The organism is Streptomyces sp. NPDC060027, from assembly GCF_042737005.1.
Lineage (GTDB): Bacteria > Actinomycetota > Actinomycetes > Streptomycetales > Streptomycetaceae > Streptomyces.
In genome coordinates this window covers 1-24,334 of the sequence record NZ_JBHWVI010000012.1, presented here as the reverse complement: position 1 = coordinate 24,334, position 24,334 = coordinate 1, and the positions used below count along the sequence as shown (strand labels likewise).

21 protein-coding genes, 1 tRNA gene and 2 pseudogenes are annotated in these 24,334 nt (G+C 69.0%); 13 read left to right on the top strand and 11 right to left on the bottom strand.

Features of this window, described 5'->3' with window-relative positions; translation table 11 throughout:
* Positions 1-481 precede the first annotated feature (481 nt).
* Complete coding sequence (locus tag ACFWBT_RS05115) at positions 482-2,071, bottom strand: hypothetical protein (RefSeq protein WP_385696052.1); 1,590 nt, start codon at positions 2,069-2,071, stop codon at positions 482-484.
* 190 nt (positions 2,072-2,261) lie between these two features.
* Here ACFWBT_RS05115 and ACFWBT_RS05110 point away from each other — a divergent pair.
* Positions 2,262-3,083: pseudogene (locus ACFWBT_RS05110) on the top strand (IS701 family transposase); the annotation flags it as partial.
* A 66-nt stretch (positions 3,084-3,149) separates the two neighbouring features.
* On the opposite strand, the pseudogene ACFWBT_RS05105 reads toward ACFWBT_RS05110, so the two are convergent.
* Positions 3,150-3,329, bottom strand: a pseudogene (locus ACFWBT_RS05105) (IS5/IS1182 family transposase); the annotation flags it as partial.
* Positions 3,330-4,054: 725 nt separating this feature from the next.
* Between ACFWBT_RS05105 and ACFWBT_RS05100 the strand changes: the two are divergent.
* Complete coding sequence (locus ACFWBT_RS05100) at positions 4,055-4,768, top strand: histone-like nucleoid-structuring protein Lsr2 (RefSeq protein WP_385696050.1); 714 nt, start codon at positions 4,055-4,057, stop codon at positions 4,766-4,768.
* A 147-nt stretch (positions 4,769-4,915) separates the two neighbouring features.
* Here the strand turns inward: ACFWBT_RS05100 and ACFWBT_RS05095 are convergent, their stop codons facing one another.
* Both ACFWBT_RS05095 and ACFWBT_RS05090 read right to left on the bottom strand, forming a co-directional pair.
* The gene (locus tag ACFWBT_RS05095; RefSeq protein WP_385696047.1) at positions 4,916-5,335 is read right to left on the bottom strand and encodes a YrhB domain-containing protein; all 420 of its coding nucleotides are present in this window, start codon (positions 5,333-5,335) and stop codon (positions 4,916-4,918) included.
* Positions 5,336-5,452: 117 nt separating this feature from the next.
* Positions 5,453-6,217 (bottom strand): hypothetical protein, encoded by a 765-nt coding sequence (locus ACFWBT_RS05090; protein WP_385696189.1) that lies wholly within the window; start codon positions 6,215-6,217, stop codon positions 5,453-5,455.
* Between ACFWBT_RS05090 and ACFWBT_RS05085 the strand changes: the two genes are divergently transcribed.
* Positions 6,122-6,853, top strand: coding sequence for a helix-turn-helix domain-containing protein (locus tag ACFWBT_RS05085; protein WP_385696185.1), 732 nt, complete (start codon positions 6,122-6,124; stop codon positions 6,851-6,853). The two genes, ACFWBT_RS05090 and ACFWBT_RS05085, sit on opposite strands and share 96 nt — an antisense overlap.
* Complete coding sequence (locus ACFWBT_RS05080; protein WP_385696045.1) at positions 6,850-7,272, top strand: hypothetical protein; 423 nt, start codon at positions 6,850-6,852, stop codon at positions 7,270-7,272. Before ACFWBT_RS05085 ends, ACFWBT_RS05080 begins: the two co-directional genes overlap by 4 nt.
* A gap of 425 nt (positions 7,273-7,697) precedes the next feature.
* On the opposite strand, the gene ACFWBT_RS05075 is transcribed toward ACFWBT_RS05080, so the two are convergent.
* Together ACFWBT_RS05075 and ACFWBT_RS05070 are read right to left on the bottom strand one after the other, a co-directional pair.
* Positions 7,698-9,035, bottom strand: a complete 1,338-nt coding sequence (locus ACFWBT_RS05075) for an MFS transporter (protein ID WP_385696043.1) — start codon at positions 9,033-9,035, stop codon at positions 7,698-7,700.
* Entirely contained in the window at positions 9,032-9,697 is a 666-nt protein-coding gene (locus tag ACFWBT_RS05070; RefSeq protein WP_385696183.1) for an ArsR/SmtB family transcription factor, read from the bottom strand. The genes ACFWBT_RS05075 and ACFWBT_RS05070 overlap by 4 nt, the downstream gene beginning before the upstream one ends.
* 245 nt (positions 9,698-9,942) lie before the next feature.
* Here ACFWBT_RS05070 and ACFWBT_RS05065 point away from each other — a divergent pair, with 245 nt between their 5' ends.
* The 7 genes from ACFWBT_RS05065 (at position 9,943) to ACFWBT_RS05035 (ending at position 17,983) form a co-directional block, all read left to right on the top strand.
* A complete protein-coding gene (locus ACFWBT_RS05065) occupies positions 9,943-10,875 on the top strand; it encodes an aminoglycoside phosphotransferase family protein (RefSeq protein ID WP_385696040.1) in 933 nt (310 codons plus the stop codon).
* A gap of 593 nt (positions 10,876-11,468) precedes the next feature.
* Complete coding sequence (locus ACFWBT_RS05060) at positions 11,469-11,822, top strand: hypothetical protein (RefSeq protein WP_385696037.1); 354 nt, start codon at positions 11,469-11,471, stop codon at positions 11,820-11,822.
* 98 nt (positions 11,823-11,920) lie between these two features.
* Complete coding sequence (locus ACFWBT_RS05055; RefSeq protein ID WP_385696034.1) at positions 11,921-13,084, top strand: MAB_1171c family putative transporter; 1,164 nt, start codon at positions 11,921-11,923, stop codon at positions 13,082-13,084.
* Between the two features lie 18 nt (positions 13,085-13,102).
* On the top strand, positions 13,103-14,569 hold the full coding sequence (locus ACFWBT_RS05050) for an NAD(P)/FAD-dependent oxidoreductase (RefSeq protein WP_385696031.1): 1,467 nt from the start codon (positions 13,103-13,105) through the stop codon (positions 14,567-14,569).
* A 97-nt stretch (positions 14,570-14,666) separates the two neighbouring features.
* Positions 14,667-15,170 carry a hypothetical protein gene (locus tag ACFWBT_RS05045; protein ID WP_385696028.1) on the top strand — a complete coding sequence of 168 codons (504 nt, stop codon included), beginning with the start codon at positions 14,667-14,669 and terminating at the stop codon, positions 15,168-15,170.
* 1,152 nt (positions 15,171-16,322) lie between these two features.
* Positions 16,323-16,847 (top strand): hypothetical protein, encoded by a 525-nt coding sequence (locus ACFWBT_RS05040; protein ID WP_385696026.1) that lies wholly within the window; start codon positions 16,323-16,325, stop codon positions 16,845-16,847.
* Positions 16,848-17,377: 530 nt separating this feature from the next.
* The gene (locus tag ACFWBT_RS05035) at positions 17,378-17,983 is read left to right on the top strand and encodes a hypothetical protein (RefSeq protein WP_385696023.1); all 606 of its coding nucleotides are present in this window, start codon (positions 17,378-17,380) and stop codon (positions 17,981-17,983) included.
* 33 nt (positions 17,984-18,016) lie between these two features.
* On the opposite strand, the gene ACFWBT_RS05030 is transcribed toward ACFWBT_RS05035, so the two are convergent.
* The 3 genes from ACFWBT_RS05030 to ACFWBT_RS05020 all read right to left on the bottom strand — a co-directional run bounded on the left by ACFWBT_RS05030 (position 18,017) and on the right by ACFWBT_RS05020 (position 22,684).
* Complete coding sequence (locus ACFWBT_RS05030) at positions 18,017-18,166, bottom strand: hypothetical protein (RefSeq protein WP_385696020.1); 150 nt, start codon at positions 18,164-18,166, stop codon at positions 18,017-18,019.
* Between the two features lie 266 nt (positions 18,167-18,432).
* Positions 18,433-19,017: a TerD family protein gene (locus ACFWBT_RS05025; protein ID WP_385696017.1), complete on the bottom strand. Its 585-nt coding sequence runs from the start codon at positions 19,015-19,017 to the stop codon at positions 18,433-18,435.
* Between the two features lie 352 nt (positions 19,018-19,369).
* A complete protein-coding gene (locus ACFWBT_RS05020; RefSeq protein ID WP_385696015.1) occupies positions 19,370-22,684 on the bottom strand; it encodes an NACHT domain-containing protein in 3,315 nt (1,104 codons plus the stop codon).
* Positions 22,685-22,863: 179 nt separating this feature from the next.
* On the opposite strand from ACFWBT_RS05020, the gene ACFWBT_RS05015 reads away from it, so the two are divergent.
* On the top strand, positions 22,864-23,022 hold the full coding sequence (locus ACFWBT_RS05015) for a hypothetical protein (RefSeq protein ID WP_385696012.1): 159 nt from the start codon (positions 22,864-22,866) through the stop codon (positions 23,020-23,022).
* Between the two features lie 88 nt (positions 23,023-23,110).
* Here the strand turns inward: ACFWBT_RS05015 and ACFWBT_RS05010 are convergent, their stop codons facing one another.
* Both ACFWBT_RS05010 and ACFWBT_RS05005 read right to left on the bottom strand, forming a co-directional pair.
* Positions 23,111-23,758, bottom strand: coding sequence for an FMN-binding negative transcriptional regulator (locus tag ACFWBT_RS05010; RefSeq protein WP_385696010.1), 648 nt, complete (start codon positions 23,756-23,758; stop codon positions 23,111-23,113).
* 30 nt (positions 23,759-23,788) lie between these two features.
* Positions 23,789-23,920 (bottom strand): hypothetical protein, encoded by a 132-nt coding sequence (locus tag ACFWBT_RS05005; RefSeq protein ID WP_385696008.1) that lies wholly within the window; start codon positions 23,918-23,920, stop codon positions 23,789-23,791.
* 177 nt (positions 23,921-24,097) lie between these two features.
* On the opposite strand from ACFWBT_RS05005, the gene ACFWBT_RS05000 reads away from it, so the two are divergent.
* Positions 24,098-24,173: transfer RNA gene (locus tag ACFWBT_RS05000), tRNA-Trp, on the top strand.
* Positions 24,174-24,334: the final 161 nt, after the last annotated feature.

Here is a 24,334-nt window from a genome sequence, read left to right as displayed (position 1 = left end):
TAGCCAGCCAGGCACCACCCGCTTGCCAAATATCGCAAGGGGAGGCGGTCCCCGCACGTCGCCTACTGCACGGCGACGTAGTCCCCGGTCGACGACTTCGCCCCGGAGGTGGAGTTTCCGTAGTACGTCCAGCGCCACGTCCCCGGCCCGGTGGCCTTCACCGTGGTCCTGACCGCCCCCGTGCTACTCGACGTCGCCTTCTTGACCGTCGTGTACGAGGAGGCGCCCGCCGCCTAGCGCCGGCGGGTTCGTGCTCGTCCAAGCCACCCTCACCCTGCATCTGGCCGGCTCAGACCGATGATGGCAAAACTCGCTGACAGTGGGTATTGCGGATCATGTCCGCACGGAGGGGCACTGACCTGGTGCCTCGTCCGATGCGGCCAGCCGGCCCCTCACCCTTCGATCGTCCGTTGAAGCCTCTTGAGGAGACCTCCGCCGACAGTTGGCACATCGTAGTGGCGGGCGGCTTTTACCGACCCGGTCAACCCGGGACCGAGCAGTCCAGGATCCGCCCGTCCACCGTCCCCACGACCAGTCGCTGTTGCTCCGCCCGGTACGCGGCGGACACCGGCGTGACCGGGTGGCCGTGCGCGCGCAGGGTGTGCCGGGCTCGCACCTGGCCCGTCGCCGTGTCCAGGGTCTCCACCTCGCCGGTGAGATAGACGACGTACACCCTCCGCTCGTCGCCGTCGAGATCGGCGAGCGGCTTGTCGGTGCCGTACACCCAGCGTGCCTCTCCGTCCGGCAGTCGGCGGCTCACAACGTACGTGCCCTCGCGGGCTTCCACGTAGGTGGCGCCCTGTTCGTACGACCGGCCCGCGTGGACGAGGCTGTGTGTCAGCTCGACGGCGGGGCCGTACCAGGGCTGGAGTGCGGACGCCGGGTCCCAGCGCAAGGGGAAGAGGGCGCGCAGGGTGGCGGGGCCGTGGGCGCCTGGAGGATCGATCGCGTGGATCCACGGCGCGTCGTCGTCCGGGCCGGGGCCGTCCACATACAGCAGACGAGCGCTGTGTCTGACGCGCAGCGCCGGGGAGTTGGAGCGGCTGGGGGCGAGGCCGAGGCGTGCCGCCTCCTGATGCGTGGGGGCGAGCAGCAGCGCGGCGTGTGCGGCGCGCCCTTGCGGGCGCAGGGCGAGCCAGCCTTCGTCCGCGGCGCACAGTGCGGGGACCGACGGCACGTCCACGCAGTCCACGGCACCACCGTCCGCCGACGATATCCGCCGAACAGTGGTCGCGCGGTCAACCGGGCGACCCGTCACCTCGTCGCGCCGGTAGCCCCGGTACGTCACCCACGCCGACTCGTCGTCGGGGGCCGCCTCGACCCGGACGCTCCCCTCCCCGTCCGCAGGGAGAGCCCACCTCAGCGCGCCCGACGGATCCCAGCATTCGAGGTCCGTGTGCCAGCCGGTGGCGAGCACCCGGCCGTCGGCCAGCACTGCAAGGTCCCGCACCTCCGCCCGCCGCCGCCACCGGCCCTCCGTCAGTCGCGCGAGGGTGTCCTCCACACGCGGGTCGTGGAGGAGTCCGCTCTCGACCATCGGTTGGTGTGTGTCGTCGGGGTCGACCAGACCGGCCGGAGCGGACAGCCAGTCGTCCACCGCGACGGCCAGCTCGAAGCCCTTGCGGAAGCCGCCGTCCTTGTCCTCGGGGGAGAGCAGCATCGCGAGGCTGCCGTCCTCCAGCCAGCGCAGGTGGCGCACTTGGCGGCTCTTGCTCAGCAGGTTCGTCACGCGCCCGGTCTCCAGGTGCAGCAGGAGCAGCTGTCCCTGAAAGTCCCACGAGCCGTCGTAGCGGCCGGTGCCGACGGCGACGAGCGGCAGCTCGGGGTGAGGCTCGATGGCACATACGGAGTAGCGGGAGGCAACGACGTGGCGCGGACGGAGGGTGCCGGCCTCGTACACGCCGATCCGGTGGCCGAGCCAGTGGCCCGTACCGCGCCACATGACGTGCCCGAGGTCACCGGCCGCGACGACACAGCCGTGACGCGCGTCGGTCACCGCCCACACGGGCCGGCCGATCTCGGCGAACGGCTGGTCCCCGAGTATCCGGCGGACGGTCAGCTCATCCGGCACGACAATCTCTCCCCCCAGGTGGCGCACAGTCTGCCAGGCCCGGCGCTTTTCCTGCGGTCTTACGAGTAGATCCAGAGTCCGGGCACCAACATCCTTTTCGTCACGCTCGACTTCCTGCGCCACCGCGTGGCCCACCGCGCTCTCGGACAAGGTCGCACGCGGCGCCTCGACGGGCTCCTTCCGAGCGGGCATGGGAACGCCCACAGACACCCGGAACCTCACCCTGCCCACCCGCATGGCGTTCTTCTCCCGCTTCCTACCCGAACTGCCCCAGCCCCAGCAGCCAGCCCGCCTGTGGGCGTGCCGCCCACTGGCCTTCAAGCCGGACGGCCGACGCAAGTCGATCCAGCCGATGGCCGAGCGGCTGCCGGACGGGAACATGCAGGCTCTGCAGCAGTTCGTGAACCAGTCGCCATGGGACTGGAAGCCGGTTCGCCAGCGGACAGCCGAGCGGTTGTGCGGGACCATCAGCCCTGAGGTGTGGATCGTCGACGATGTGTCGTTTCCCAAGTGCGGGACCGCGTCGGCGGGAGTGGCCCGCCAGTACTGCGGGACGCTGGGCAAGCGGGCGAACTACCAGGTCGCGGTCAGCGTGCACGCGGCTACCGACACCGCCTCGTGCCCCTTGGAATGGGAACTGTTCCTGCCCGAGGAATGGGCATCCGACCATGAGCGGCGTCGACGGGCCGGGGTGCCCGACGAGGTCGGGCATGTCTCCGAGGCGCGGCTTGCGCTGGGCCTGCTCGACCAGTTGGCCGCACAGGGCCTGGCACTGCCAGTGATCGTGGCCGATGCCGGCTACGGCCGCAGCGTGTCCTTCCGGATCGCTCTCGAGCGCCGCGGCTGGCCCTACGTCATGGCGGTGGATCCCAAGGAGATCGCACGGTCTGCCGATGCCGAGCCGCACCACCCCGCCTACAGCGGGCTGGGGCCACCCACCTTGCCCCACTACCGCGAGGCTCCCCAGCCCTTGCGCACATTCATCGCGGCCGATATCTCCTTTGAGGAGGGCACCTGGAGGCAGGGCAGCCAGGGGACGATGACCTCGCGTTTCGCCGTCCACGGGGTGCGGCCCGGTCTTGTTGATGCAGCGTTCCGTGTTGCGGCCGCGGTGGAGCCCGGCGTCGTGGGCGAGGGGTCGCCCGCCCCGGCGCCCCTTCCTCTTCTTGCGGTTGGCGGCCTGGTCCGTCTTCTCCGGAATCACCGCCCGGATCCTGCAGCTGCGCAGGTATGCGCGATTGGCGCGGGAGGAGTACGCCCAATGGGGAGCGAAGGTCGGCGAGAGCTGCAAGGTCATGAATCGGAAGGCCAAGAACCAGCGGTGGGCAGCAGCCGTCATCTCTACGGGGATGCCGCCGATCTCGGCTCCGCCCGTACTACCTGTGCATCCTCGGCCCCGACTACCCCGACGCCGACGACCACACGCACGTCGACCACCGCTCGAGCCAGTTCTGGTCGGCCCCCACCTGCGGCATCTGACCCCGTCCGCAGGCGGGCCGGGGCGGCGACGCACACACCGTCCCCGCATCGGAACGAAGGTCCAGCAGTGCACCGGCGCAGGAACGCGCAACGCCTGGTGCCGCTGCCTCGTGAGAGGTCGGTGCGCAGCGCCACCCGCGAAGCCGCGGCCTCGGATCCGTGCCGATCCGTTGGACCGGTGCGGGGCCGGCGGCCTGCGGGTTTACGGTGCGGGGTGTGGGCACGATGTGGCGGCGCCGACCGCGGTACTGTCCGAGGTCGATGACGGCCTGGTGGCGTGCTCAGGGGGCCAGCTGTGCGCCGTAGATGGTCTGCAGAAACACGTTCCGCGTCAGCCACTGTCAGTGGTCCCGCATACGGTTCTCCAATGGATCATCAGCGGTCATCGCTTTGCCAAGGGGGCAACTTCACAGTCCGGGAGGCCGGGCAACGCTCCCTGAGAGCCGGCGATATGGGTGGGCGTGCTCCACGTATGTGCACGTCCTGCCGGGGTGAAGATCACACATGAGCGACACTCCGATGCACGAAGCAGGAGACGTACATGAGGCGTGGGGCCGGGTAACCGCGTGGCTTGGACGGAACGACCCTGAAGCTCTCGCTGCGCTCGGCGGCCAGGGGGGACATGCGGCGATTAGCGAAGCCGAACTGCGCATGGGTCTGAAGCTGCCGGGGGAGATGTGGCAGTGGCTGCTGGCGAACGACATTGATGCAGGCAGGCAACCCGATGGCCAGTCGTGTCTGGTGGCCCTGGGGTGCGAGGTAGGCATCCCCGGTGGCCATCTCCTCCTTGGCCTGACGGATATTCAGCGGGTCTACCTCAGCCAGATGGCCTTGGAGGAGATGCAGCCGTTCGCAGACCGCGACTATCCGCTCTGGCGTCGTGAGTGGGTGCCAATCGCCGCGGAGCGCGACGGTCTCTACGGGACGTTTCTGGACACGCTCAACGGAACCATTGGAACGTGGGCTGAAGCATACGGTCCCGAGGAGGGCGTATACGCCTCGTTGTTTGCTTTCTTCCAAGAGACGGCGGACCGGCTGGAGGGGGTCTCCTCGGGAGACTGGAGAGGCCCCGGCAAGTCTGCTGGACCCCGTAGGCTCGATCCCCGTCCGGAAGACGAGTCGATACGCCTCTGGGCACGCACCAACGGCTACCTCGTAAATGATCATGGGCGTATCCCTGCGGCCATCCGCGAGGCTTACGAGGTATCACAGAGGTGAGCACCAACTCCGGCTGTGCCGGTCACTCCCATCGCCGTACGTCGGCAAGGGGTTGGGCCCGCCCTCTCCGACGTGTGCCCCGCGCGCGCCGCCAACCGCGTTTAATCGCCGCGCATTTCCCGCCTGGGCCACAAGAGCGCGCCTCCTTCACTCTCCGCCCTGTGGACTTTGGCCTCCTCGCCGGCTGGGTCGCAGAAGGGGGCGTGTGCCTGGGCGCCGGTGGCCCGAACGGCACCGATGTCCAGGGTGGTCAACAGCACCCGTCAGATCCTGGCGGCGATCTCGGACCAGCGGGTCGGCTACCACGGCCCGGGACCCGAGACGGCGAAGGAGAAGGTCGAGGCCGTACACCGATCGAATGCAGTTCGCCGTCAACGCGATCGACGAGAACGGGCCATTTCCCGCCAGCAGCTGAGTGTGGTCTCCAGTCCGCACATACGCCGCGGACTGGTAGGAGACAATCCACGCCGGTTCGTGCTCCTCGACATGCGTCACTCGCAGTTGCCCCGGCGACTCACGATCCAGCTGCGCCTCCACCAGCCTGACGGCGAATTCACGGTCGATCATTCAGGCAGCCTCTCCCACCGGCGAGGCAACGACCAGCAGTTCTCACCTGCTCCGACTGTCAGCCCAGTTGTCACCGGAGCAGAGAGTGATTCCACTGCTCGAAGAGCCATCGGATGGTCAGAAACTCCAGCTGTAGAGGCCACCACCCGTTCTCACCGCATTCGCCGCGAGCCGGGCAACTCCCTGCAGGACCGCCAGTAGATCATCGTCGGTCATCTCGTCCCCGTCCTCAGACCGGAGCCTCGTGGTCCAGCGAACTGCAAGTTCCTCCAGCTCGGTGGAGCTGGCGTTGGCCAACGCATGGGTCAACCGCTGCGGCAGCGCGAACACCTCAACGCCATCGTTCAAGGGGGCAGTGACCCACTCAGGCCACGACCACCCGAGGAGTTGCTCAATTGGTTGAGGGACCTCGGCAGAGGGCTCCTCGAAGTACATGTCCCATTCGGCAATGGCACTGTCCGGCTCGATGAAACGGCAGGTCACAGACTCAAAGGCCTGACCAGGTCCCCGTCGGCGCGTCGCGGCGGCAGTCTTGTCGTCGGGAGCGAGGAAGAACACTATGTCGTGGGCCATTCCAGCATGATGGCAATTCACTCGACTGGCGCCGATGACAGACCTCGCGACCAGGAAGCGGCCCTCCAGAACGGCCTGGGCGGCACGCACGCGCAGTAGATGCCAGCGCGCCAGCGGCAGCCCGCACCGGTCCGCGATTTCCTCGATGCCTCGGACGGCCTGGTCCACCAGGTCCAGACGGCCGAGCAGATCCCCGGTCTGTACACGCCACATGTGGCCCATCACCGCGGAGAGCAGGTCGCCGAGCCGTCCGGCGCGGGACACGGTCAGCTCGCCCAGGCGCAGCCGGCCGAGCACCTCGTCCCGCACGAGGTCGTGGGCGAAACTGTTGGCGCGCCCGGTGTCTGGTCCGGACAGCCGGTGTCCCTCGAACTGGAGGACTTGGACGTGATCTGCGTCGTGCTCGGCTGCGAGATCGGCGACCTGCTGATCCCCGACTCTGAGAACGTCAGGCGCCCAGGTCAGCAGGCTGGCGTCCAGGAGGCGACAACCGGCTCGATGGTAGTTCCGCGGTTTGCTGGGGCGAGTGCCCGCACTGGCGGGCGAGGGTATCGAGGTCTGTACTGCCGGCGTCGCCCGGGGTGCGCGAGGCCGGAGCCGACGCGGCCAGCTGCACGGTACGGTCGCCCCGCCGGTAGGGCGACCGGGGCGGGGTGCATCGCCCCCTGCGCGGCACGGGCCCGCGCCCGGCTTCCCGGCCGCGGATACAACAAGCACCCTCGCCGCCCGCGCCGACACCCGCTCCACTTCACCTTCGACGTTCTCCAAGCCGTTCTCGCCACCGTCCAACAGACTGTCTTCGGCCTCCGCTACGCCCGTCGTGCGGTTGTTGCGCAGGCGGGGGTCGGCGAGGGCTTCGATCGTGTCGGGACCGGATGTGAGGGTGGGATGATCCTGTTCTCTCCGGTACGCCTGGCGACGCCACGTTTACCGGATCGCCGGTGACCGACGAGGAAGACGAAGGATCGATGACGCTGAACGTGGGCCAACGGGTGCGGTTGGCGGCGGATCTCCGGTTGGCCGGGTCGGTGACCCCGGATGGGGAGCCTCCGGAGGAGACGGGTGCCTTCGCCGCCTCTCTGGCCTTGGCGGCAGGCATCGAGGGCACGGTCGAGCGTGTGGACGAGCATCACCGGCAGCAGAGCCAGGAGGTCCGTGAATATCTGCGCCTCAAGTCGCTCCTCGACGACTTCGGTCACCAGATGCCGCCGGCGAGCAGAAAGCAACTGGATGAGCAGGTGGGGGCCTTGGAGGAGCAGTGGGTCGCCTACCAGCGACGGATGCTCCGCGTCACGGTCCGCGTCCGGCTCGACAACGGATTCGTCCTCGACGATGTCCCCGAGGAGGCTTTCGCCTCTGCCTGACCAGGCGTCGGGGCGCTCGCTTTCCGCGTGCCGGCCTGAAGTCGGGCAGGACCTCGGGTTGAGGATGTGGCATGCGAAGGAACGCCGAGCGCTCCATGAGCTGACGGCCGCGTCGGCACCCGCGCCGCGTTCGCCCGTCGGTGCCTTGCCGCGCCCGCCGTGGCCCGGGCAGGTCCAGGGCGGTTTCGAGGCGGTCGTTCATGCGGGCGGTGGCGGATTGGAAGCCCAGGACGAGGACGGTCGAGCCGCCTCTCGTGCCCGTTCGGTCGGAATGCAGCGGGGCATCACGGTCGCTGGCGGGCAGCGGACAGCAGGCACGAGAACGGGCCCCGGCGGTGTCCGGGTATGAGGCGACACCGCGGGAGCAGGTGCACGAGTTCAATTCCCGCGGGGCGGTCTACCGGCGCACGGTGCAGACGGACGTTTCATGTCGCCGCGTTCGCACTGCCCTGTGAGAGGTCTTCCTTGGAAGGGGGTTTCAGGACGCCTCGCCCACGCGTACGGTCCATCTCGCGCCATTCCGGCCGCAGTCCCGCCAGATTCGTGGTGAGGAAGTACGCGGTGCCGCAGGCGAGCAGCACCGGTACGAGTCCGACAGCGGTCACCGCCGCCCCGGCGATCAGCCCGCCGAGAGGGATACCGGCCCAGGCCAGCGAGTCACCGAGCGCGTTGACCCGGCCCAGCATCCGGCGCGGCACCCGCTCGATGAGGACGGCCCCCATCACCGGGTTGACGAAGCCGGCACCGAATCCACTGACCGCGAAGACGGCCAGTACCACCCCCAACGGGGCATCGGAGGCGAGGACCAGGAACCTCGGTGCCCCGGCCAGGAGGAACCCGGTGAGAACAACTGCCCGCCGCCGCAGCCGGTGCGCGACCACCGCGGCGATCAGGCTCCCGCCGACCCCCGCGGCCCCCATCACGCTGCCCATCAGGCCGATCGCGGTCGGCCCGTTGCCGGACTCCCTGGCCCAGACGGGTACGAGCACCGAGGCGAACGCCGCGTCCAGCAGGTTGGTGATGCCGACCATGACGATGGCGGTGAGCAGCAGCGGCTCGCCGCGCAGGAAGGTGAAGCCCTCGCCGAACCGCCGCCAGTAGCCCGGTCCCGTCTCCCCGGCCGGCGAGGGGGCTTCCTCAGCCGCGTGCCCCATGCCGCGAGGCAGCGCGAGTTTGACGATCACCGATCCGAGGGCGAAGCAGCCCGCGTTGACGGCGAGTCCGGTCAGGGGACCGAGCAGCGCCACCAGGGATCCGCCGATCGCCAGGCCGACGGTGGAGGCGAGCCGCTCGATCACGCCGGACAGACCGGTGGCCCGCTCCAGCGGCACCCGGCCGCGCTCGGCCGCCTCCGGGACCATCACCTCTTTGGCCAGGTCGCCGGGTCCCCGGGCCGCGCCGATCAGCGCGACCAGAGCCAGCAGAAGGGGAAAGGAGAGCAGATCCAGGGCGTGGAGCAGGGGAACCGCGGCGGCGGCGGTCGCGCTGGCCAGATCGGTGGTCCAGGAAACGGCCCGCGGGCCGATCCGGTCCACCAGCGGTCCGGTGACCGCCTTGACCACCACGTAGGGAGTCATCTCGCAAAAGGCGACCATTCCGGTCTGGGTGGCACTGCCGGTTGTGACGAGGACGAACCAGGGCAGTGCCACAACGGAGATCCGAGTGCCGGTCAGCGACACGGCCATGGCCGCCAGCACCCCACCCAGCGGCCGTAAGGACCTCTTGGCGGGTATGTCGCCGGCCTCCGAGGCGTCGTCGGTCATGACGTGGGGCCTTCTTCCTCTTCCTGATGAAGGGAAGGGGGCGACGACGCGGCAGGCGCATCCAGTTCGGGCAGGATCTGCGTGATCACGGCGACCCGTTCGGCTCCCTCGGGGGCACCTGCCGCCGTCTCCGGCGCGTCTCGCCGGTAGCGCGCGATGACTTCCGTCAACTCCCGGTACAGGGCGGCGGCTTCCTCGGGCGTGAGCCGCAAGGCCCAGTCGCTCATGTCGAAGGTGTTCCGCCATGCGCGGGGCATCGTCTGAAGCCCGTTCAGGGTCTGCTGCGTGCGCAGGGTGTAGATGGCGGCGATCGACTGCTGGTAGGCCAGTGCGGCCTCGGGCTCCCGCTCGGCCAGCTCCGGATCGTTGAACCAGGTCGTCCGGTGCACCGAACGCCACCAGCGCTCTCGCGCGTTGCCGCGTTCGGTGTCTTCCTCGACGAAACCGGCCGCGCCGAGCTGCCGGAGGTGGTAGCTGGCCGTACCGGAATTCACTCCCAGCCGCTCCGCCAGGCGGGTGGCCGTCGACGGCCCGTACTTCCGCAGCAGCCCGACCAACTGCACGCGCACCGGATGCGCCAGGGCACGCAGCCCCTTGGCGTCCAGGACAACCGAGTCCTCTTCGACGTTCGGGCCATCCGGCCTCTCCACTGCATCAGCCACGCGACCCACGGTAGACCGCAAAGGGTTCTTCGCAAAGGGTTCTTCGCGAAGAACCCTTTGCGGTTCCGCTCGCCTGCGGGTCAGGTTCGTGCGCCGCTCCGCGGCAACCAGCAGGACCCGCTCCTCCAGCGGCAGGCCCCAGGGCAGCTGTAGATCGCGATTTTCGTAGTACGCGGTCCACCGGGCGGCGGCAGCGGTCGGCTCGGGCTCGGTGGCTGCGGTGGGCCGGCGCGTAGGGTGCCCGGATGACGGCGATGCCAGAGGAGTTCGCACAGAGCACCGTCGACCGCGAGGGGGAGGCCGGGGCGGCGTGGCTCGCCGAGCTGCCCGGGATCGTGGAGGAGCTGTTGGGGCGCTGGGGGTGCGTGCCGGATGGCGAGGTCGTGCACGGGGGCGTCGGCGTCGTCGTTCCAGTACGGCGGCGTTCTGAGGAGAGCGCCGTGCTGAAGGTGTCGTTTCCGCATCCCGGCAACGTCCATGAGCCGGATGCGTTCGTTGCGTGGGGCGGGCGCGGCGCCGTCCTGCTGCATGAGCGCGACGACGAGCGGTTCGCGATGTTGCTGGAGCGGGTTCAGCCGTCGACCCTGGCGGAGGTCGACGACGGCGACGAGGTGGTGACGGTCGCCGGTCGGCTCCATCGCCGCCTGGCCATCCCCGCACCGCCCGGCCTGCCCCGCCTGCGTGAGCAGGCCGATGCCTGGGAAGAGCAGCTGTGCAAGGACGCCCAGGAGCTGACGCACACGCTGCCGCGCGAGGTACTGGATGCCGCCGTGGCGACCGTTCGGGAGTTGGGTCGGGCCCAGCCGGACACCCTCATCCATGGCGACTTTCATGCCCGGAACATCCTGCGTGCCGACCGGGAGCCGTGGCTGGCCGTCGACCCCAAGGGGTACGTGGGAGATCCCGCCTACGACGGCGGCACACTGCTGGGGTCCCGCACGCTGACGCTCCTCGAGGCGGATGACCTGCACAAGGCTGTCAACCGCGTGTTGGACGTCTTCGCCGAGGCCGCGGAACTCGACCGTGAGCACGTCCAGCGGTGGGCCCAGTTCCATGCCGTCCAGGCTGCGTTCTGGGGCCGCCGCCACGGTTTTCGTATCGCCCGCAGCGGACCACGGCTGGACTGGCTCACCGAATTCGCCGACCACCTCGCGGAGTTGCTCACCGAACGCTCGTAGGGCGTGATGGTGTTGGCCGGGTCCGGTGGGCGGACTCGGCCCGCACCCGGGATCAACGGCATTATCGGTATGGCGATTTGGCGGACATCGCCGGAGAAACGGGCCGCCCGCCCGTCTACTGAGTTCACGCCATGACGCCGATCGTGGCATTCTCCGAAGTCCATCACGCTGTCTGATACGGACTGTCGTCAATCGTTGACAGTGCGGTTGATGGTGCATCAGGATCGGATTGCGCCGGGGTGCCCACCGACCACAACCTCACGCTTCGCTCGACAGTCGCCGCACCACCCGCACCCGCTGGTGAGCATCCGTGAGATCCCCGGCACAGTATGCGACCTGACCTGCGGATCTCTCAGGTTCGGCGGGTGGCGAAGGATGTCTCACGGGGGAGAACGGTGAGTAGGCGCAGATCGAAGGCGATGCGGTCACTGGCCCGGAGTTTCGCCGCCGGCCTCGATTGCCTGGACCTGCCTAGACCGCTACCCACCGATGTGCTGCTGGAGGAGCTCATTCGGCTTGCCGCGGTCAGGCGGGGCCGCCAGGTCGTCCTCCGTAAAGAGATCTTTCCGCCACAGACAGCTTCCGGACTGTGGATGGAGTTGGCCACACACGACGTCATCGCCGTGGACCGTCGAGCAGCACCCTGGCACCAGGTCCTGATCGTCGGACACGAGATCTGGCACATGCTGGAAGAGGACTGCGGCGCCCACGACGGCGACCAGGTCACGGCCGCACGCCTCTTCGGCGAGGACAGCGAGCTCGCGCCGGCTATCGCCAAACTGGCCGCGCGCACGCACTTCCGGGAACAAGCGGAACGCGAAGCCGAGAAGTTCGGGCTCGAACTGGTCAACAACCTCAGCCCCTGGCTGGCCCAGGCGGCCGACGAGGCCCCTGCCAGTGAGATCGCCAAGCGCATCGGAGAATCTCTCGGTCTCCGCGCCAGATAGGCAGTCAACTGCCACGGCATGAGCCGTGACCTGCCTCAGCCACGTTGCTGCGACGGGCACGTTCGATCTGCCCATCCAAGGCCAGGAGCGCCGTACTCATGAATGCCACATCCCTTTACCTGATTCCCATAGTCGGCTTATGCCTTGCCTTCCTGGTCCACCTGCCGGTCCGCAGAAAGTGGCGCGTTCCCGTCATCCGGTCCGGCTACCCCGTCCTCGTCCTCGGTGCCCTGACTCTCTTCCACGCCCACCCGCGCGTCATCAAGGAAGTCAACACGCTCACCGGCATAACCAACTTCTCAGCGCCTCTTGTCTACGCGATGAACACCCTGTTCTCCGGTGCCTGCCTCCAGCTGGTGATCGCCTGGAGAGGCGGTGAGCCCGAGAGACTGCGCCGGGCGTGGCGCCGCTGCCTGGTCTTCTACGGGGTGTGCACCGCGCTGGTCATTGTCCTGTTCGTTCTGGGCGACGCGCCGGTTGAACGCACCAGGGAATTCGACCCGTACTACGCGACCACCCCGTACATCAGCGAGATGATCCTGCTGTACCTGGCCTCCCACAGCGTCGCCATCCTGATCATGATGCGGCTGTGTCTGACCTGGCGACGCGACGTCACTGGCCCGCTACGTGTGGGCCTGTCCCTCATCATCGTCGGCAGCTGGTTCGACCTCGGGTTCCAGGCGTCGAAATACACCTCTGTCGCTGCCCGCTGGTTTGGCCACGACCTCGACTTCTTCTCCACATCAGTGGCCCCCGTCCTGGTCAGCGCCGCCGCCGCACTGGTGGCCGCGGGCTTCACCCTGCCTCGCGTGGCCGGGCAATGGGACGCCCTCATCAGCTACCGCACCCTCGGCCCACTGTGGCGGGCCCTGCGGAACATCGCCACCCCCGTCCAACCCCTCAGGCACTGGTGGGAGTTCCCCGAGGAACGGCTCATCCTCCGACTCACCAACGTGCACGACGCCCTGCTGCGTCTGAACCCCCACTTCGACGAACAAGTACACCGGTCCGCCCACGCGCAGGCACTCGCGCAGGGAGCGGAACCGGACCAGGCAGCGGTACTGGCCGAGGCGGAGGTTGTGATGGACGCCATCCGCGCACACGACCAAGAGGCACCCCCCGTCAACGCCGACGGCACCTACCAGCTGACCTCCACCCGGGACTCCGGTCACGCTCTGGCAGACCTGTCCCGGGCCCTGCGCCACCCCCGCCCCACAGCGGACGCGCTCAGACACACATCTGCGCCCTCCGCTCAGGGATGACCGACGAAAGGACACCGCATGCGCACCGCCGTCATCGTGGGCGGAGGAATGGCCGGCATGCTCGCCGCTCAGGCCGTCAGCGGCTTCGTGGACGAAGCCGTCATCATCGAACCGGACGACCTGCCGGATACACCTGCTCCCCGCACAGGCCTGCCCCAGGCACGGCACATCCACATCCTCATGGCTGGCGGAGCCGACGCCGCGGACCGTCTGATCCCCGGCATCCTCGACGACTGGACCGGCGCGGGCGCGCACCGGCACACACTCACCACAGACATGGTCGCTCTCTCGCCCGAGGGCTGGTACCGGCGATGGAAGCCGAGCCACCACTTCCTCATGACCGCCAGCCGCGACCTCCTCGACCGGGTGGTGCGCAACCACGTCCTCAAGAACAGCACGGTCAGGCTACTGGGCGGCCGGAAGGTCACCGGCCTGCTGGGCAACGACAAGCAGGTCATGGGAGTCCAGCACGCCCCCTCCCGCGGACAGGACAGCGGCCGGTCGCAGGAACTGCCGGCCGACATCGTCATCGATGCTTCCGGCCGGGCATCGCGGGCAACAACGTGGCTGGACAAGCTGGGAATCAACGGCATTCCCGAACGGTCCCTGGACACCGGACTCACCTACGCCAGCCGCATCTTCCGCGCCCCCGAAGGTGCCGAGAAGATCCCCGTCTTCAACGTCATGGCCGATCCGCGTGCCGGAAACGGCCAGTCCGCCGCGCTGGCCCCGATCGAGAATGGGCTGTGGATCGCCAGCCTCGCCGGCATCAAGGGACACGGACCGAGCCGGGACCCCGACGCCTTCGTACGTTTCGCACTCGGGCTGCGCCACCCACTGATCGGACAGCTCCTGCACAACGTCGAAGCGGTCAGCGACGTGGCGGTCAACCACAGCTCCCGCAACCGCCGCCACTACTTCGAAAAGGCCCGATCCTGGCCCGATGGGTTCGTCGCACTCGGCGACTCCGTGGTGACCTACAACCCCGTCTACGGACAGGGCATGAGCGTCGCCGCGCGAGGCGCACTCGTGCTGCGAACAGAGGTCGAGAGGGCCGGTGACGTCCGCTCACCAGGCCTGGCCCGGCGGATACAACGTGCCACAGCCGGTCCGGTCCAGGCAGCCTGGGCTCTGGCCACCGCTCAGGACATCCACTACACGAGCGCCCACGGCCAGACCCCCAGCCGGGCCGACCGGCTGGCGAGCTCCTTCAGCAGGCGCCTGTCCCTGACGGCCACCGGGTCGCCATTCATGGCGAACGCTGTCACGGACGTCACCACCATGCGCAAGAGCGCCACCCGGCTGATGAGGCCGGACGTCCTATGCGCCGCAGTGGTCGGCCCCCTCCTGTCCCCGCTTGCCGGACCCCAACTCACCGACCGAGAACGCCGCCTGATCTCTCCCGTCAGCCCGGGCGCCAGCTCTTCGGAAACCCTCGCCCCTGACGCCGTTCACGACGTCACAGCACACACCTCTCATCCATGACACTGCTGCCCCCGCCCGAGGTATGCCCCGCCCGCGTACGCGGGCGGGGCCCGTTGCCGACGTCGGAGACCGGATGGAAGTACTGGGAGACTTCGGCATGACCTATTCGAATCCCCGGGCCTACCTTGCCGCGTGCGCCGTGGCGGCGTCGGCATTCCTGCTTGCCTCGTGCACGTCCGGCAGTGGTGAGGGGGAGGCCGCCAGTGCTCCGCCGTCGACGTCCGTGCCGAGCGAGTCTCGAACGGCAAACGCATCGTCCGAGAAGAAGTTCACCGAGCAGGCCCAGGCGGCCCTGGCCGCTGTCCGCAGCGGGAAGATGGTCGAGACGGGAGTCGAGCGGGTAGCCGACGGAATCCATACTGAGCCCACCCTCAGCGAGGGCAAGACTTATCGGCTCAACGTAGTTTGCTTCGGCAGCGGCAGCGCCCAGTTGACCTTCGTACCGGCGAGCGTCGGCACAGAGACCAAGGTGCCGTGTGATCAGTCAGTGGTCCAGCAACGCGTCCAGCAACGGATCACGATGCACAGGTCGATACACATCGATGTCGACGGGGCCAAGGGATCGACCGGCATGATTGCCTGGCAGATAGAAGCAATCTGATCCGGCATGCGCTTTCCGGGCCTCGTAGCGGCCGGAATGGCCGTCGCTGACCAATCTCGCGAAGCTGGTCGCCAGCAGGCACCGGCCATGACGCAGGCCCCCGACCGATGGTGCTGGTCAGGGGCCGTTCACCCGCGGTGGGTGTGGGATTTGAACCCACGGTGACATCACTGCCACGACGGTTTCAGAGGATTCCCCGTATGGGGTTCCTTGGGGCATGTTGTGGAGCCGTTGGTGGCTACCTGAGGCTGAAGCTCAGGATCAGGGCCCCGCGTTCTGACTCTTGGAGTTCGCGGTGCTGAGCCCTTGTGCGAGACCGTGCCCCGCCGCTCCACGCTCCAGCGCCCCAGGTTCCCCCGAGCCGCCCCTGCGCCGCAAAACGACCAGACACACCGCGAACGCGGCCGCAAACGCGACCACCATGGAAATGATGAGAATCATGTGTTCCCCATTTGCTGAGGGAGCCGCCGCGGGCGACCCGGGCCTGCCCGCGTGGCACCCTGACTGCTCCGGTCGCTTCGCACCCCTGAGAGCCCCCGTTCGGACTCTCCGCAGGTCGGCTTCGGATCATAGCTTCCAGGGAAGCCCATGACACAGCATCAGTTGATCAGGGCAGGCCCGCTGTCGGTGACGCTCGAGTGCTCAGGGCCGACCTGTCGAAGCTCGCCATGATCGGCTTGACGGGGTCGCGACCCAGTACGACCACCGGCGGCAGGGTCAGGAGAGTCTGCACGGGTGTCCACAGGTTCGCCATGGGGTCGGCCGGCCGGCACGAGCCGTTTCCGCATCCCGGGATGGCATCCCAGGCACTCCCTGTTTCCGCAGTTCAACAGGGGTGGGATGGTTCCACCGTTGCAGGTGTGGCGGTAGCTGTTGTCGCGGAGCCCCGGCGTCCTCGAAGCTCTGGGTGTCGCACCGGCCGAGGCGGAACGACCGCTCCGGCAGCGGCGTGTCGACAGCCCGCGGGACCCGCCGCCACACAACGGTCCCGGCGCGAGGAAACCTGGCTGGCCCCTGACCGATCGAGCGGTCGGGCCGTCCTGTCCTTGAATCGGACGCGGACAAGGTGGCGACACGGCGGCAGGCTTCTTCGGCACCAAAGCCGGAGCAGCCGAGAGCAACCCCATTTCGGACCAGAGAAGGAACACGCACATGAGCAGGAACACCCCCGCACACCGTGGTTCGGGCCGCCTCGCGGTCGCCGCCGCCGGCCTCGTCCTGGCTGTCGGACTCGGTGTGTCGACACAGGTGTCGGCACAGGCCGCCGTCCATTCCCCCGCGAAGGTGTCCGCCGCCGCAACGAAGTCGGCCAGCGGTACGACCGGCCAGGCGGTGACCCGGGTCGCCGACTTCTACGGCGCGTACATCGACGCGAAGGGCGACTACGCGGACCCGGACGCCACGCTGGCCACGGCGCTCCGCAAGCACTACCTGGCGCCCGACTTCGCCGAGCGGCTGGCGGCCTGGGAGGAGACGAACGGGGTGGACGGAGTCCTGCGTGCCCAGAACGTCCCGGCGCGGTGGACGGTGACCGACAACGGCGCCGTGGGTATGGGCCATGAGGTGATCGTCACCCTGACCTTCGGCAGCGGGGAGACGACGCAGAAGACCAAGCTCTTCGTGCTGCTGGAGCGCTACAACCACATCGTCGACATCACCACTACGACCAACGGCTGACGGCGGAGCCGCTCCGCCCGGTCCGTCCGGCCGAGGTCGGTTGTGCGTTCTCAACAGGGCCCATTGCCTGCGACAGCCGGCTGACCGCCCGCCCCAGTGCCCCGGTTCGGGACAGGGCACCGGAGCGGGAAGTCGCCAGATGCCCTCCGAGAGGCCGCGCTTCGGCCCTGCCCTCGATCGCGGGGGCACACAGCGGCCTCTGCCGGAAGTCCGGGCAGCCGCACAGGACTGCGGAGAGCTTCGAGGCGTCGCCCACAGACGGACGGGCGTCTGGTCGACGACTGTGTCGATGAGCGTCATCCGCCACCACAGCCAGGTCCGGCATCCCGGACCGGTGAGGCCTGGTGAGGCCGTAGCCGCTCGCCCCGTTTCTTGTCGCCGCAGATGGCTGCTGCGAGGCCGAGGCGGGCCGGCGACTCCTCGAACTCACCACATAGGACACCGTCCAAGCTCCGTGCTGCACGGGGGGCGGAGCACCCGAACTTTCGCGTCCACCGCTGATCGCGATCCCGATATTCGAGAGGACGCTCATGGCAGAGCAGGATCCGAACAACCAAGCAGGACATACCGTGTTGCCGCACGCACCGCAGTCGGCCGGGAGCGAGCCGACGACCTGGCAGCCGGCGCTCGAGATGGACCGCGTTCGCTCGGCCGCTGCCGGCCTCGGGGTGTTGCGGCTGGCCCGGCGGGAGCCCGGCGGGGCAGGCGAGTCCCTGCGTGGCATCGCGCTCGCCGTCGGTTCGGCGGCCGGCCTGGCCGTGACCGGCCTGATCCTGTCCCAGTTCGAGGATGCCGGCTGGGTCCAGATCTTCCGTGGGCTGCTCATAGCCCTGATCGCCGGCGTGCTGATCGGCCTGATTCGGGCGGTGCGTGGGCTGGTGCGGGCCCGGATGGCGGTCTACGTCTACGACCACGGCGTGGTCGGCACGGCCCGGCGCAGCATCAGGACGATCCGCTGGGATCAGGTGACCCAGATCGTCGTCTTCTCCACCGAGGGCGTGCACATAGCCGCGGAGGAGCGGCCGATGATCATTCCGGCCGCTGTGGTCGGCGGAGGAGCGGCGGACAGGGCCGAGTTCCTGAACGCCGTCGTGCCGCCCCTGGAACAGCGGGGCGTCGAGGTTCTACGATTTTGACCGTCCCCGTCGCCCCCCGGCGGCACCAAGCCGTCACTTCGAGGGTGTGGCTCGGCTCGATCTCACCTCACCGTCCAGTTGCGCGTTGGCGATGCGCTCGGCATCCGCGGGCAGCGGAGGGTGGTCGGTGAGGTCGTCCAGGGCTTGGCCGACCGCCGTGCGCTCGGCGCTTCGTGTCGTCACCCGTGCCACATCAGATCACCGACCGACCGACCGACCGCCCGCCCACGGCCACCGCGCCCATGACCGACCCTGCCGTGATCAACCCTGCCGTGAACAACCCGTCGCCGACGTAGGGCCGACCGCCGTTAGCCGCCTTTCGTCGTACCGCAGCAACAGGAACGCGGACGTTCTCGGCAGCCGCCGGTGTTGCACAGCCGCCGACAGCCGACGGCCGGGCCATCACCACAGGTCCCGGACACCACTGGGGTGGCGTTCGCAGGTAGGTGTTACTTGCTGACGGCGAAACGCATCAGGGCGTGTTCGTCGCCCTGCTTGACCTTTCCCGTCACATTGATCACTTCGAGTTTCCAACTGCCGCCCACCCGCATGGCCTTGGCCACGGCGCAGCCGTTGTCCTGAGTGAGCAAGCTCGGCCAGATGTCGGCGACCTGCTGAGAGTTGCCCCCGGTGGCGTCGTACACCTTGAAGCTGATGTTGCGCGCCTTCTGGAAGGAGCTGCCCTTCTTGTACGCGGCCGCTACGAACACGATCGACGTGATGTTGGGCGGTATGCGGGCGAACTCGACGGTCACCGTCTCATCGTCCCCGTCCCCGTGGCCGGTCTGGTTGTCGCCGCTGTGTACCAGTGAGCCGTTGCCCATGGGGTCGAGTGAGTCGAGCCCGGCGAGGCGCACCGGATCCCCGCCCTGCATGGCGACGGCGATCAGGTCGAGGTCGGTGCCGGTCTTGCGGCGCAACTTGCCCAGTACCCCGCCGCTGCTGCCGGCGGTGGGATCCCAGGAAACCCCGATGGACAGGTGGGTCACTCCGTCCAGGTCGGCCGGGCCGTCTTCCTTGGTGAGGGTAATCATGTGTGGCTCATCCTTTGTGAAGGGGACTACAACACGCAGAGTGTGCCTGGTGCCCTCGTGGTTCCACGTGAGGGGCCCCGATGATCGTGTTTCATGAGCCCCGCTCAGCGGGGGAGTTGCGACGACCACCAGAACTCAAGACTTCCTGGGACTTGCGGCAGGGTCGGCGCAGTCGTCTGATATTCTCGATCTTGAGCTGGTCGGCGGACAGTCGAGCCAGTTCGTGTGCGTCGGTGGTCCAAGGAAAGACGTCCCGCTTCCTGCGGGGAAATGCAGGTGCAAGGCCTGCCCGGCGCTCTGTGAAGACCCTGTCCCGAGTTATCGGGGCGGGGTCTTTTTCTGTCGGCTCCGCTCACCCGCCGCCTTGGCGCCCGATGGGCCGGACGGTGCCGTCTCGCAGGACCCGCACGCGGGCGCGGCGGCTCGCTTCGTAGGCGTGGTGGTGAGCCTGCGGGAAGTACATACTGCTGAGGTCGCCGCCGGGCAGGAAGCGGACCAGCCAGGCCACCGATTCGGCGCCTTCGGCGGCGGCAGCGGCGACGGTCAGAAGCTTCTCGTAGTCGTTGCGCAGGGAGCCGAAGCCCGCGCTCGGGGTGCTCTGGAAGTACTGGAAGACCGTCTTGGTCCGGGACGGCGGAACGTGATCCGGGATCTCGTACCGCCCCAGATGCTCGCCGCTGCTCAGCCGGTACAGGCAGTCGTCCACCTCGTCCTCGGGGGAGAAGGCGTACAGCCAGTCGCGCGCCTTCACCCCGTCGCGACCCGACAGCCCGGCTCTGGCCCGAAGGTCCTCCACGATCCCCGTGACGCCGTACGGCACCAGGACGGAGACGAGGCGGTGCGGAGTCGAGACGGATTCGTCCCCCTCCTCCTCGATGTTCCAGCGGTCCAGGAGCACCACGCTGCCGTCCACGATCGCCGTACGGATGACGTCGAGGCCCACCGGCGCCCCCCACGCCGCCAGCGTCGCCGCGGCCGCCACCCGTACGCTCGTGTCGGGATGGGTGACGAACGTGTCGAGCTCGCCGGGGTCTCCGGGGCTCTCGTCCAGGCATTCCAGCGCGAGGCAGCGGGCCTGGGCCGTCACCGTGTGGTCCCGGACGAGGGCGAGGAGCGCGTCGCGCGGCGCGCGGCCGTGACTCTCGGCGATGTGGTCCCGGACCGCCGTCAGCAGCGCACCGGCACTCCCCATGGACCGGAACCGGTCCAGCAGCGTCCGTACCCCGGCCTCGCCCGCCGCGTCCAGATAGGCCCCGGCCACATCCTCGTTGTCGAGCGGTCGCAGGAGGAGCTCCAGCAGCCGTTCGGCCGTGCCGGGCTCCCGGGTGTTCTTGAGTGCGTCCCGCGCCGCCGCCGCGATCGTCGAGAACCACGGGGAGCCCGTACGGCTTTCCAGGGCGTGCAGGAAGACCTCGGCGGGGGCGCCCGCCTGACCCAGTGCACGCATGATCATGGCGATGTCCTTGGCAGCCGACCAGTTGTCGCGTGCGGGCGCGCCGGCCAGGGCGGTCAGCCTCCGCTCCAGCTCCGCGCGCAGCGCCGGTACCGCGGCCTCCACGCGCAGCGTGCCGAGCGCGGTGATCAACGCCTCCCGCAGATAGAAGGAGTTGACGCCGCCCAGCCCGAAGACGCCCAGCAACCGCTCGCCCACCCGCCGTCCGCCGTGCGCCTCCAGCGCCTGGATCAGCGCGAGCCGGGCCTCGCTGTCCCTCTGCTCCTCGCAGATGTACGCGACGATCTCGTCCAGTTGCGCGTCCGATCGCGCCACCCCGACCAGGGCCTCGGCCGCCCGGCGCTGCTCGTCCGGGTACCGGGATCCGTCCAGCAGGTGCCAGACGGAGGCGACGATCTCCCGGCGCAGGGCCACATCGGCCACCCGCGGGCTGCCCGTCAGACAGCGCGCAGCGAGCAGCAGGTCCGTGTGGAAGAGGTCGTCGTCGGGTAGGTCGAGGAGGCCGGCGGCGTCCGTGCGTGGCCGGTCCGGCTCCAGTTGCAGCAAGCCCGACAACAGCGGCGACGCGTCCGGCAGGGACCCCGCCAGCAGCAGGATCACCTCTTCCCACCACGGGTCGTAGCGCGCCCGCACCGCCTGCTGGATACCATCCGCACCCCGCTCCAGCAGGGCAGCGGCGGTGAAGTGCTCCTGGAGGGTGAGGTGCAGGAAGCCGTACCAGCCGTGCGCCTGCGGTTTGAGCAGGCCGTACTGGGCCGCGATCTCGTCGAGGATGGCCCGGCTGTCCTCGGGGGCCAGATCGATGGTGGGCAGGAAGCGGGCGATCTGGTCGAGGAGGTCGTCCTCGGGGAAGTAGCGCAGGCCCCGCTGGTGGTAGTGGCGGGCGATCTCCTTCAGCAGGTCCTGTTTGCGGTCGGTGGTGAAGCGGCTGTACCGCGAGATCTTGCGGTGTGCGTCCCACTCGCGCAGCAGCACCTCCACGCAGCGCTGGTACAACGCCGCGCGGCGTTCGGGGAGTTCGAGATCACGCTCGTAGACGATCGCGATCAGACTGAGCAACAGCGGGTTGGCGGCGAGGGTCTGGAGGCGACCGTTCGCCGAGAGAGCGCGGACGAGACCGGCCCGTCGTCGGTCGCCGGCGCCGAACCAGTTGGCGACGAAGGTCTCGATCTGCGGCCATTCGAAGTCCAGCGCCTCCAGCACCTGGAACTGGGACAGTCCGCCCCGCCAGCCCTGTCGGCGGCAGGTCGTGGCGATCGGCGCACGGGGGAACCGCGTTGCCAGACGGGTGAGTTCGGCCGTCACCCGGTGGTAGGCACTCTCCGCCTCGCGTGCGCTCTCGCCTCCCAGCACTTCGTCCAGCCCGTCGAGCAGCAGGGCGGCGCTGCCGTCGGTGAGCTTCTCCACGATGTAGTCACGGGCGTTCTCGAAGCCGTAGTGGTCGGCCCAGTGCTCCGCGAGGTGGTCGAGCAGCGACTCGTGACCGCTCTCGACAAACCTGAACAGCTCGACGTACGCCGGGAGCACGGGCAGCGACTCGTGCTCCGACTGGGTGGCCATCCGCAGCGCCAGATGCCGCAGCATCGTCGTCTTTCCGGCGCCCGGGTCGCCGACCACCACGATGCGCCGGTAGCGCTGGAGGGCGTCGACCGGTGCGTAGGTGTGGACGGTGGCGTGGCTCTCGGCCGCGGCCCTGGCCTCCGCGCGCTCCGCCTCCGTACGCCAGGTGCGGCGCTCGCCGTCCGTACGGCGGGCCTGTCGTTCCACCTCGTCGGCGGACAGGAACCGCAACGGCTGCTGCTCCTGCACCCCCACCTGCACATACAACCGCTCCAGTCGCAGCGGCCGCGACATGTCCAGGATCCGCAGCGTCGACAGCTCCTGGACCAGGCGTCCGCAGTACGCCGCCGCCCCCGCTTCCAGGGTGCTGCGGTGGGCTGCCACCCGCTCGGCGGCCCGTTCTCGCTCCTGCTCGGCCTCACGGGCGGCCCTGCGACGCTCACGCGCCGTCACTTGCCTTTCGTGCTGCCACTCCTGCTCCTTCAGCCGCATCTGGGCGGCCGTTTCGAGCTGGATCTTCTCCCGCTCCAGGCTCTGGACGCGCTTCACCTGCCACAGCGCCACCGCCGCCGCGATCATCGCGACCAGCAGTCCACCGAGCGCCGTGACGACGGACGCGCTGTCCAGCGCGAGGTACTTGCCCGACAGCGACACAGGCCCCCCTGCCCCTCTGTGCAACCCCTGTCGATTCTGGCAGCGGGCGAGGCCGGATAAACCCCTTCGGCCCCAACATGCGTCGCCGCGCGGAAACTTGAAGCAGCGTGCGGGGGCCGAATCCGGGTTCAGGCAGCCGGAGGGAGGACGCCGACTCCTTGTGGGCGGTCCTGACGGTCGTGCGAGCGGGTACGTGGCGCAAGCTGGGTGAACTCATCGAACTGGCGCCGCATCTGCCGGACGACCCGTACCGGGCCCTGCTGATCGACCACGCGTGTGTGGGTCCCGCCCTGCCCGCCGAACTGGTGGCTGCGGCCCGCCGCTTCCAGGACAGTTGAGGGTCCGATCCGTCCACGACGACGGGGAAAACGGGCCGGACACCGCTGACCGGCCCGACGGAACCCGGGCGTACGGGAGGGCGGTTTGTCAGGGCGTCCAGGGGCCCATGCGGTCCAGGCGGCGGAGCTGTTGGCGAGCGGTGGGAACGTCGAGGCCCTGGCCGCGTGTGCCGAGGCGGTCGGCGACATCGGTGCGGTGCTCGACGGGCTTCTGGTCGTCGTACTTGAACTTGGCCACTACGCCGGTGACCTCCAGACGCAGGCCGCGGATGCCGGGCAGCATCCGGCCGTACGGCGGCTGGTCGACAGCGACGTCGGCGTGGTCGCCGGCGGGCTGGAAATGGGCGAGCTGGCGGCGCAGCAGATCGGCCTTGACCTCGGGGTCGTCGACGATGTGTGCGCGACAGGTGAACTGGACGGCCGTGTAATAGCTGGTGGGGACGCCGTCGGTGGGCGGGGTGTCCGGCTTGGCGCGCCACGGGCCGGGGATGAAGGCGTAGTCGCCGATCACGGTGAGGAGGACGTGCGGGTCGTTCTCGATCGCCTTCCAAACGGGGTTGGGGCGGGCGAGATGGACGAGGAGGTGGCGTCCGTCGCCGGTGAAGTGGGTGGGGACGACGACGGGAGGGTGGCCCGGCAGGCCGTTGACGCTGAGCTGGCCGAAGTCGTGGCCTTCGGCGATCCACGTCTGCCATTCGGCTTCGTCCAGGCTCGCGTCCCAGGGCTGGATGAACATGCGGTGCTCCTTTTGGTGTGAGGCGCGGGGTCAGGTCAGGGCGAGGAGGCCGACCGCGACGGCGGCGGTGCCCAGGCCGACGAACCGGCAGCGGTGGACACACTCGCCGACGACGCCGCGGGCGAGCAGGACGGTGCCGGCCGGGTAGCGAGAGGTGATCACGGCGATGACGGCGAGGCCCCCGCTGCGGGAGGCCCGGCGGGAACAGGAGGGCCCGCTCCGGCTCCCACGAGCTGACTCGCGCCGTCCCCGCGGATGATCGGTGTCCCGCGCCTGTTCCGGGCGAGCGAAATCCCTTGGAGATCGCCCTGTCGGCCATGCCAAGATGACACCCATCGAAGGGGCGTAGCTCAGAGGCCAGAGCGCCGGTCTCCAAAACCGGATGCCGCAGGTTCGACTCCTGCCGCCCCTGCCACCGGTCACGGTTCCCCACCACGGCCGCACCGCGCCGCCTGTTCCGGGAAGTGGCTGTCGGCCCGCCAGAGAGCTTCGAGCCGACGGCCACGGGAGGGGTCCCGCCCACCCTCGACCCAGGCTCGTCTTCCGACCGGCTGTGTGGCAGAACGCTGTGGGCCC

Excerpts from the sequence above, each read along its gene's own strand:
- ACFWBT_RS05100 (WP_385696050.1), top strand. The coding sequence starts at position 4,055 with ATGAGCGACACTCCGATGCACGAAGCAGGAGACGTACATGAGGCGTGG.
- ACFWBT_RS05095 (WP_385696047.1), bottom strand. The coding sequence starts at position 5,335 with ATGATCGACCGTGAATTCGCCGTCAGGCTGGTGGAGGCGCAGCTGGAT.
- ACFWBT_RS05075 (WP_385696043.1), bottom strand. The coding sequence starts at position 9,035 with ATGACCGACGACGCCTCGGAGGCCGGCGACATACCCGCCAAGAGGTCC.
- ACFWBT_RS05065 (WP_385696040.1), top strand. The coding sequence starts at position 9,943 with ATGACGGCGATGCCAGAGGAGTTCGCACAGAGCACCGTCGACCGCGAG.
- ACFWBT_RS05060 (WP_385696037.1), top strand. The coding sequence starts at position 11,469 with ATGGAGTTGGCCACACACGACGTCATCGCCGTGGACCGTCGAGCAGCA.
- ACFWBT_RS05055 (WP_385696034.1), top strand. The coding sequence starts at position 11,921 with ATGAATGCCACATCCCTTTACCTGATTCCCATAGTCGGCTTATGCCTT.
- ACFWBT_RS05050 (WP_385696031.1), top strand. The coding sequence starts at position 13,103 with ATGCGCACCGCCGTCATCGTGGGCGGAGGAATGGCCGGCATGCTCGCC.
- ACFWBT_RS05045 (WP_385696028.1), top strand. The coding sequence starts at position 14,667 with ATGACCTATTCGAATCCCCGGGCCTACCTTGCCGCGTGCGCCGTGGCG.
- ACFWBT_RS05040 (WP_385696026.1), top strand. The coding sequence starts at position 16,323 with ATGAGCAGGAACACCCCCGCACACCGTGGTTCGGGCCGCCTCGCGGTC.
- ACFWBT_RS05035 (WP_385696023.1), top strand. The coding sequence starts at position 17,378 with ATGGCAGAGCAGGATCCGAACAACCAAGCAGGACATACCGTGTTGCCG.
- ACFWBT_RS05025 (WP_385696017.1), bottom strand. The coding sequence starts at position 19,017 with ATGATTACCCTCACCAAGGAAGACGGCCCGGCCGACCTGGACGGAGTG.
- ACFWBT_RS05010 (WP_385696010.1), bottom strand. The coding sequence starts at position 23,758 with ATGTTCATCCAGCCCTGGGACGCGAGCCTGGACGAAGCCGAATGGCAG.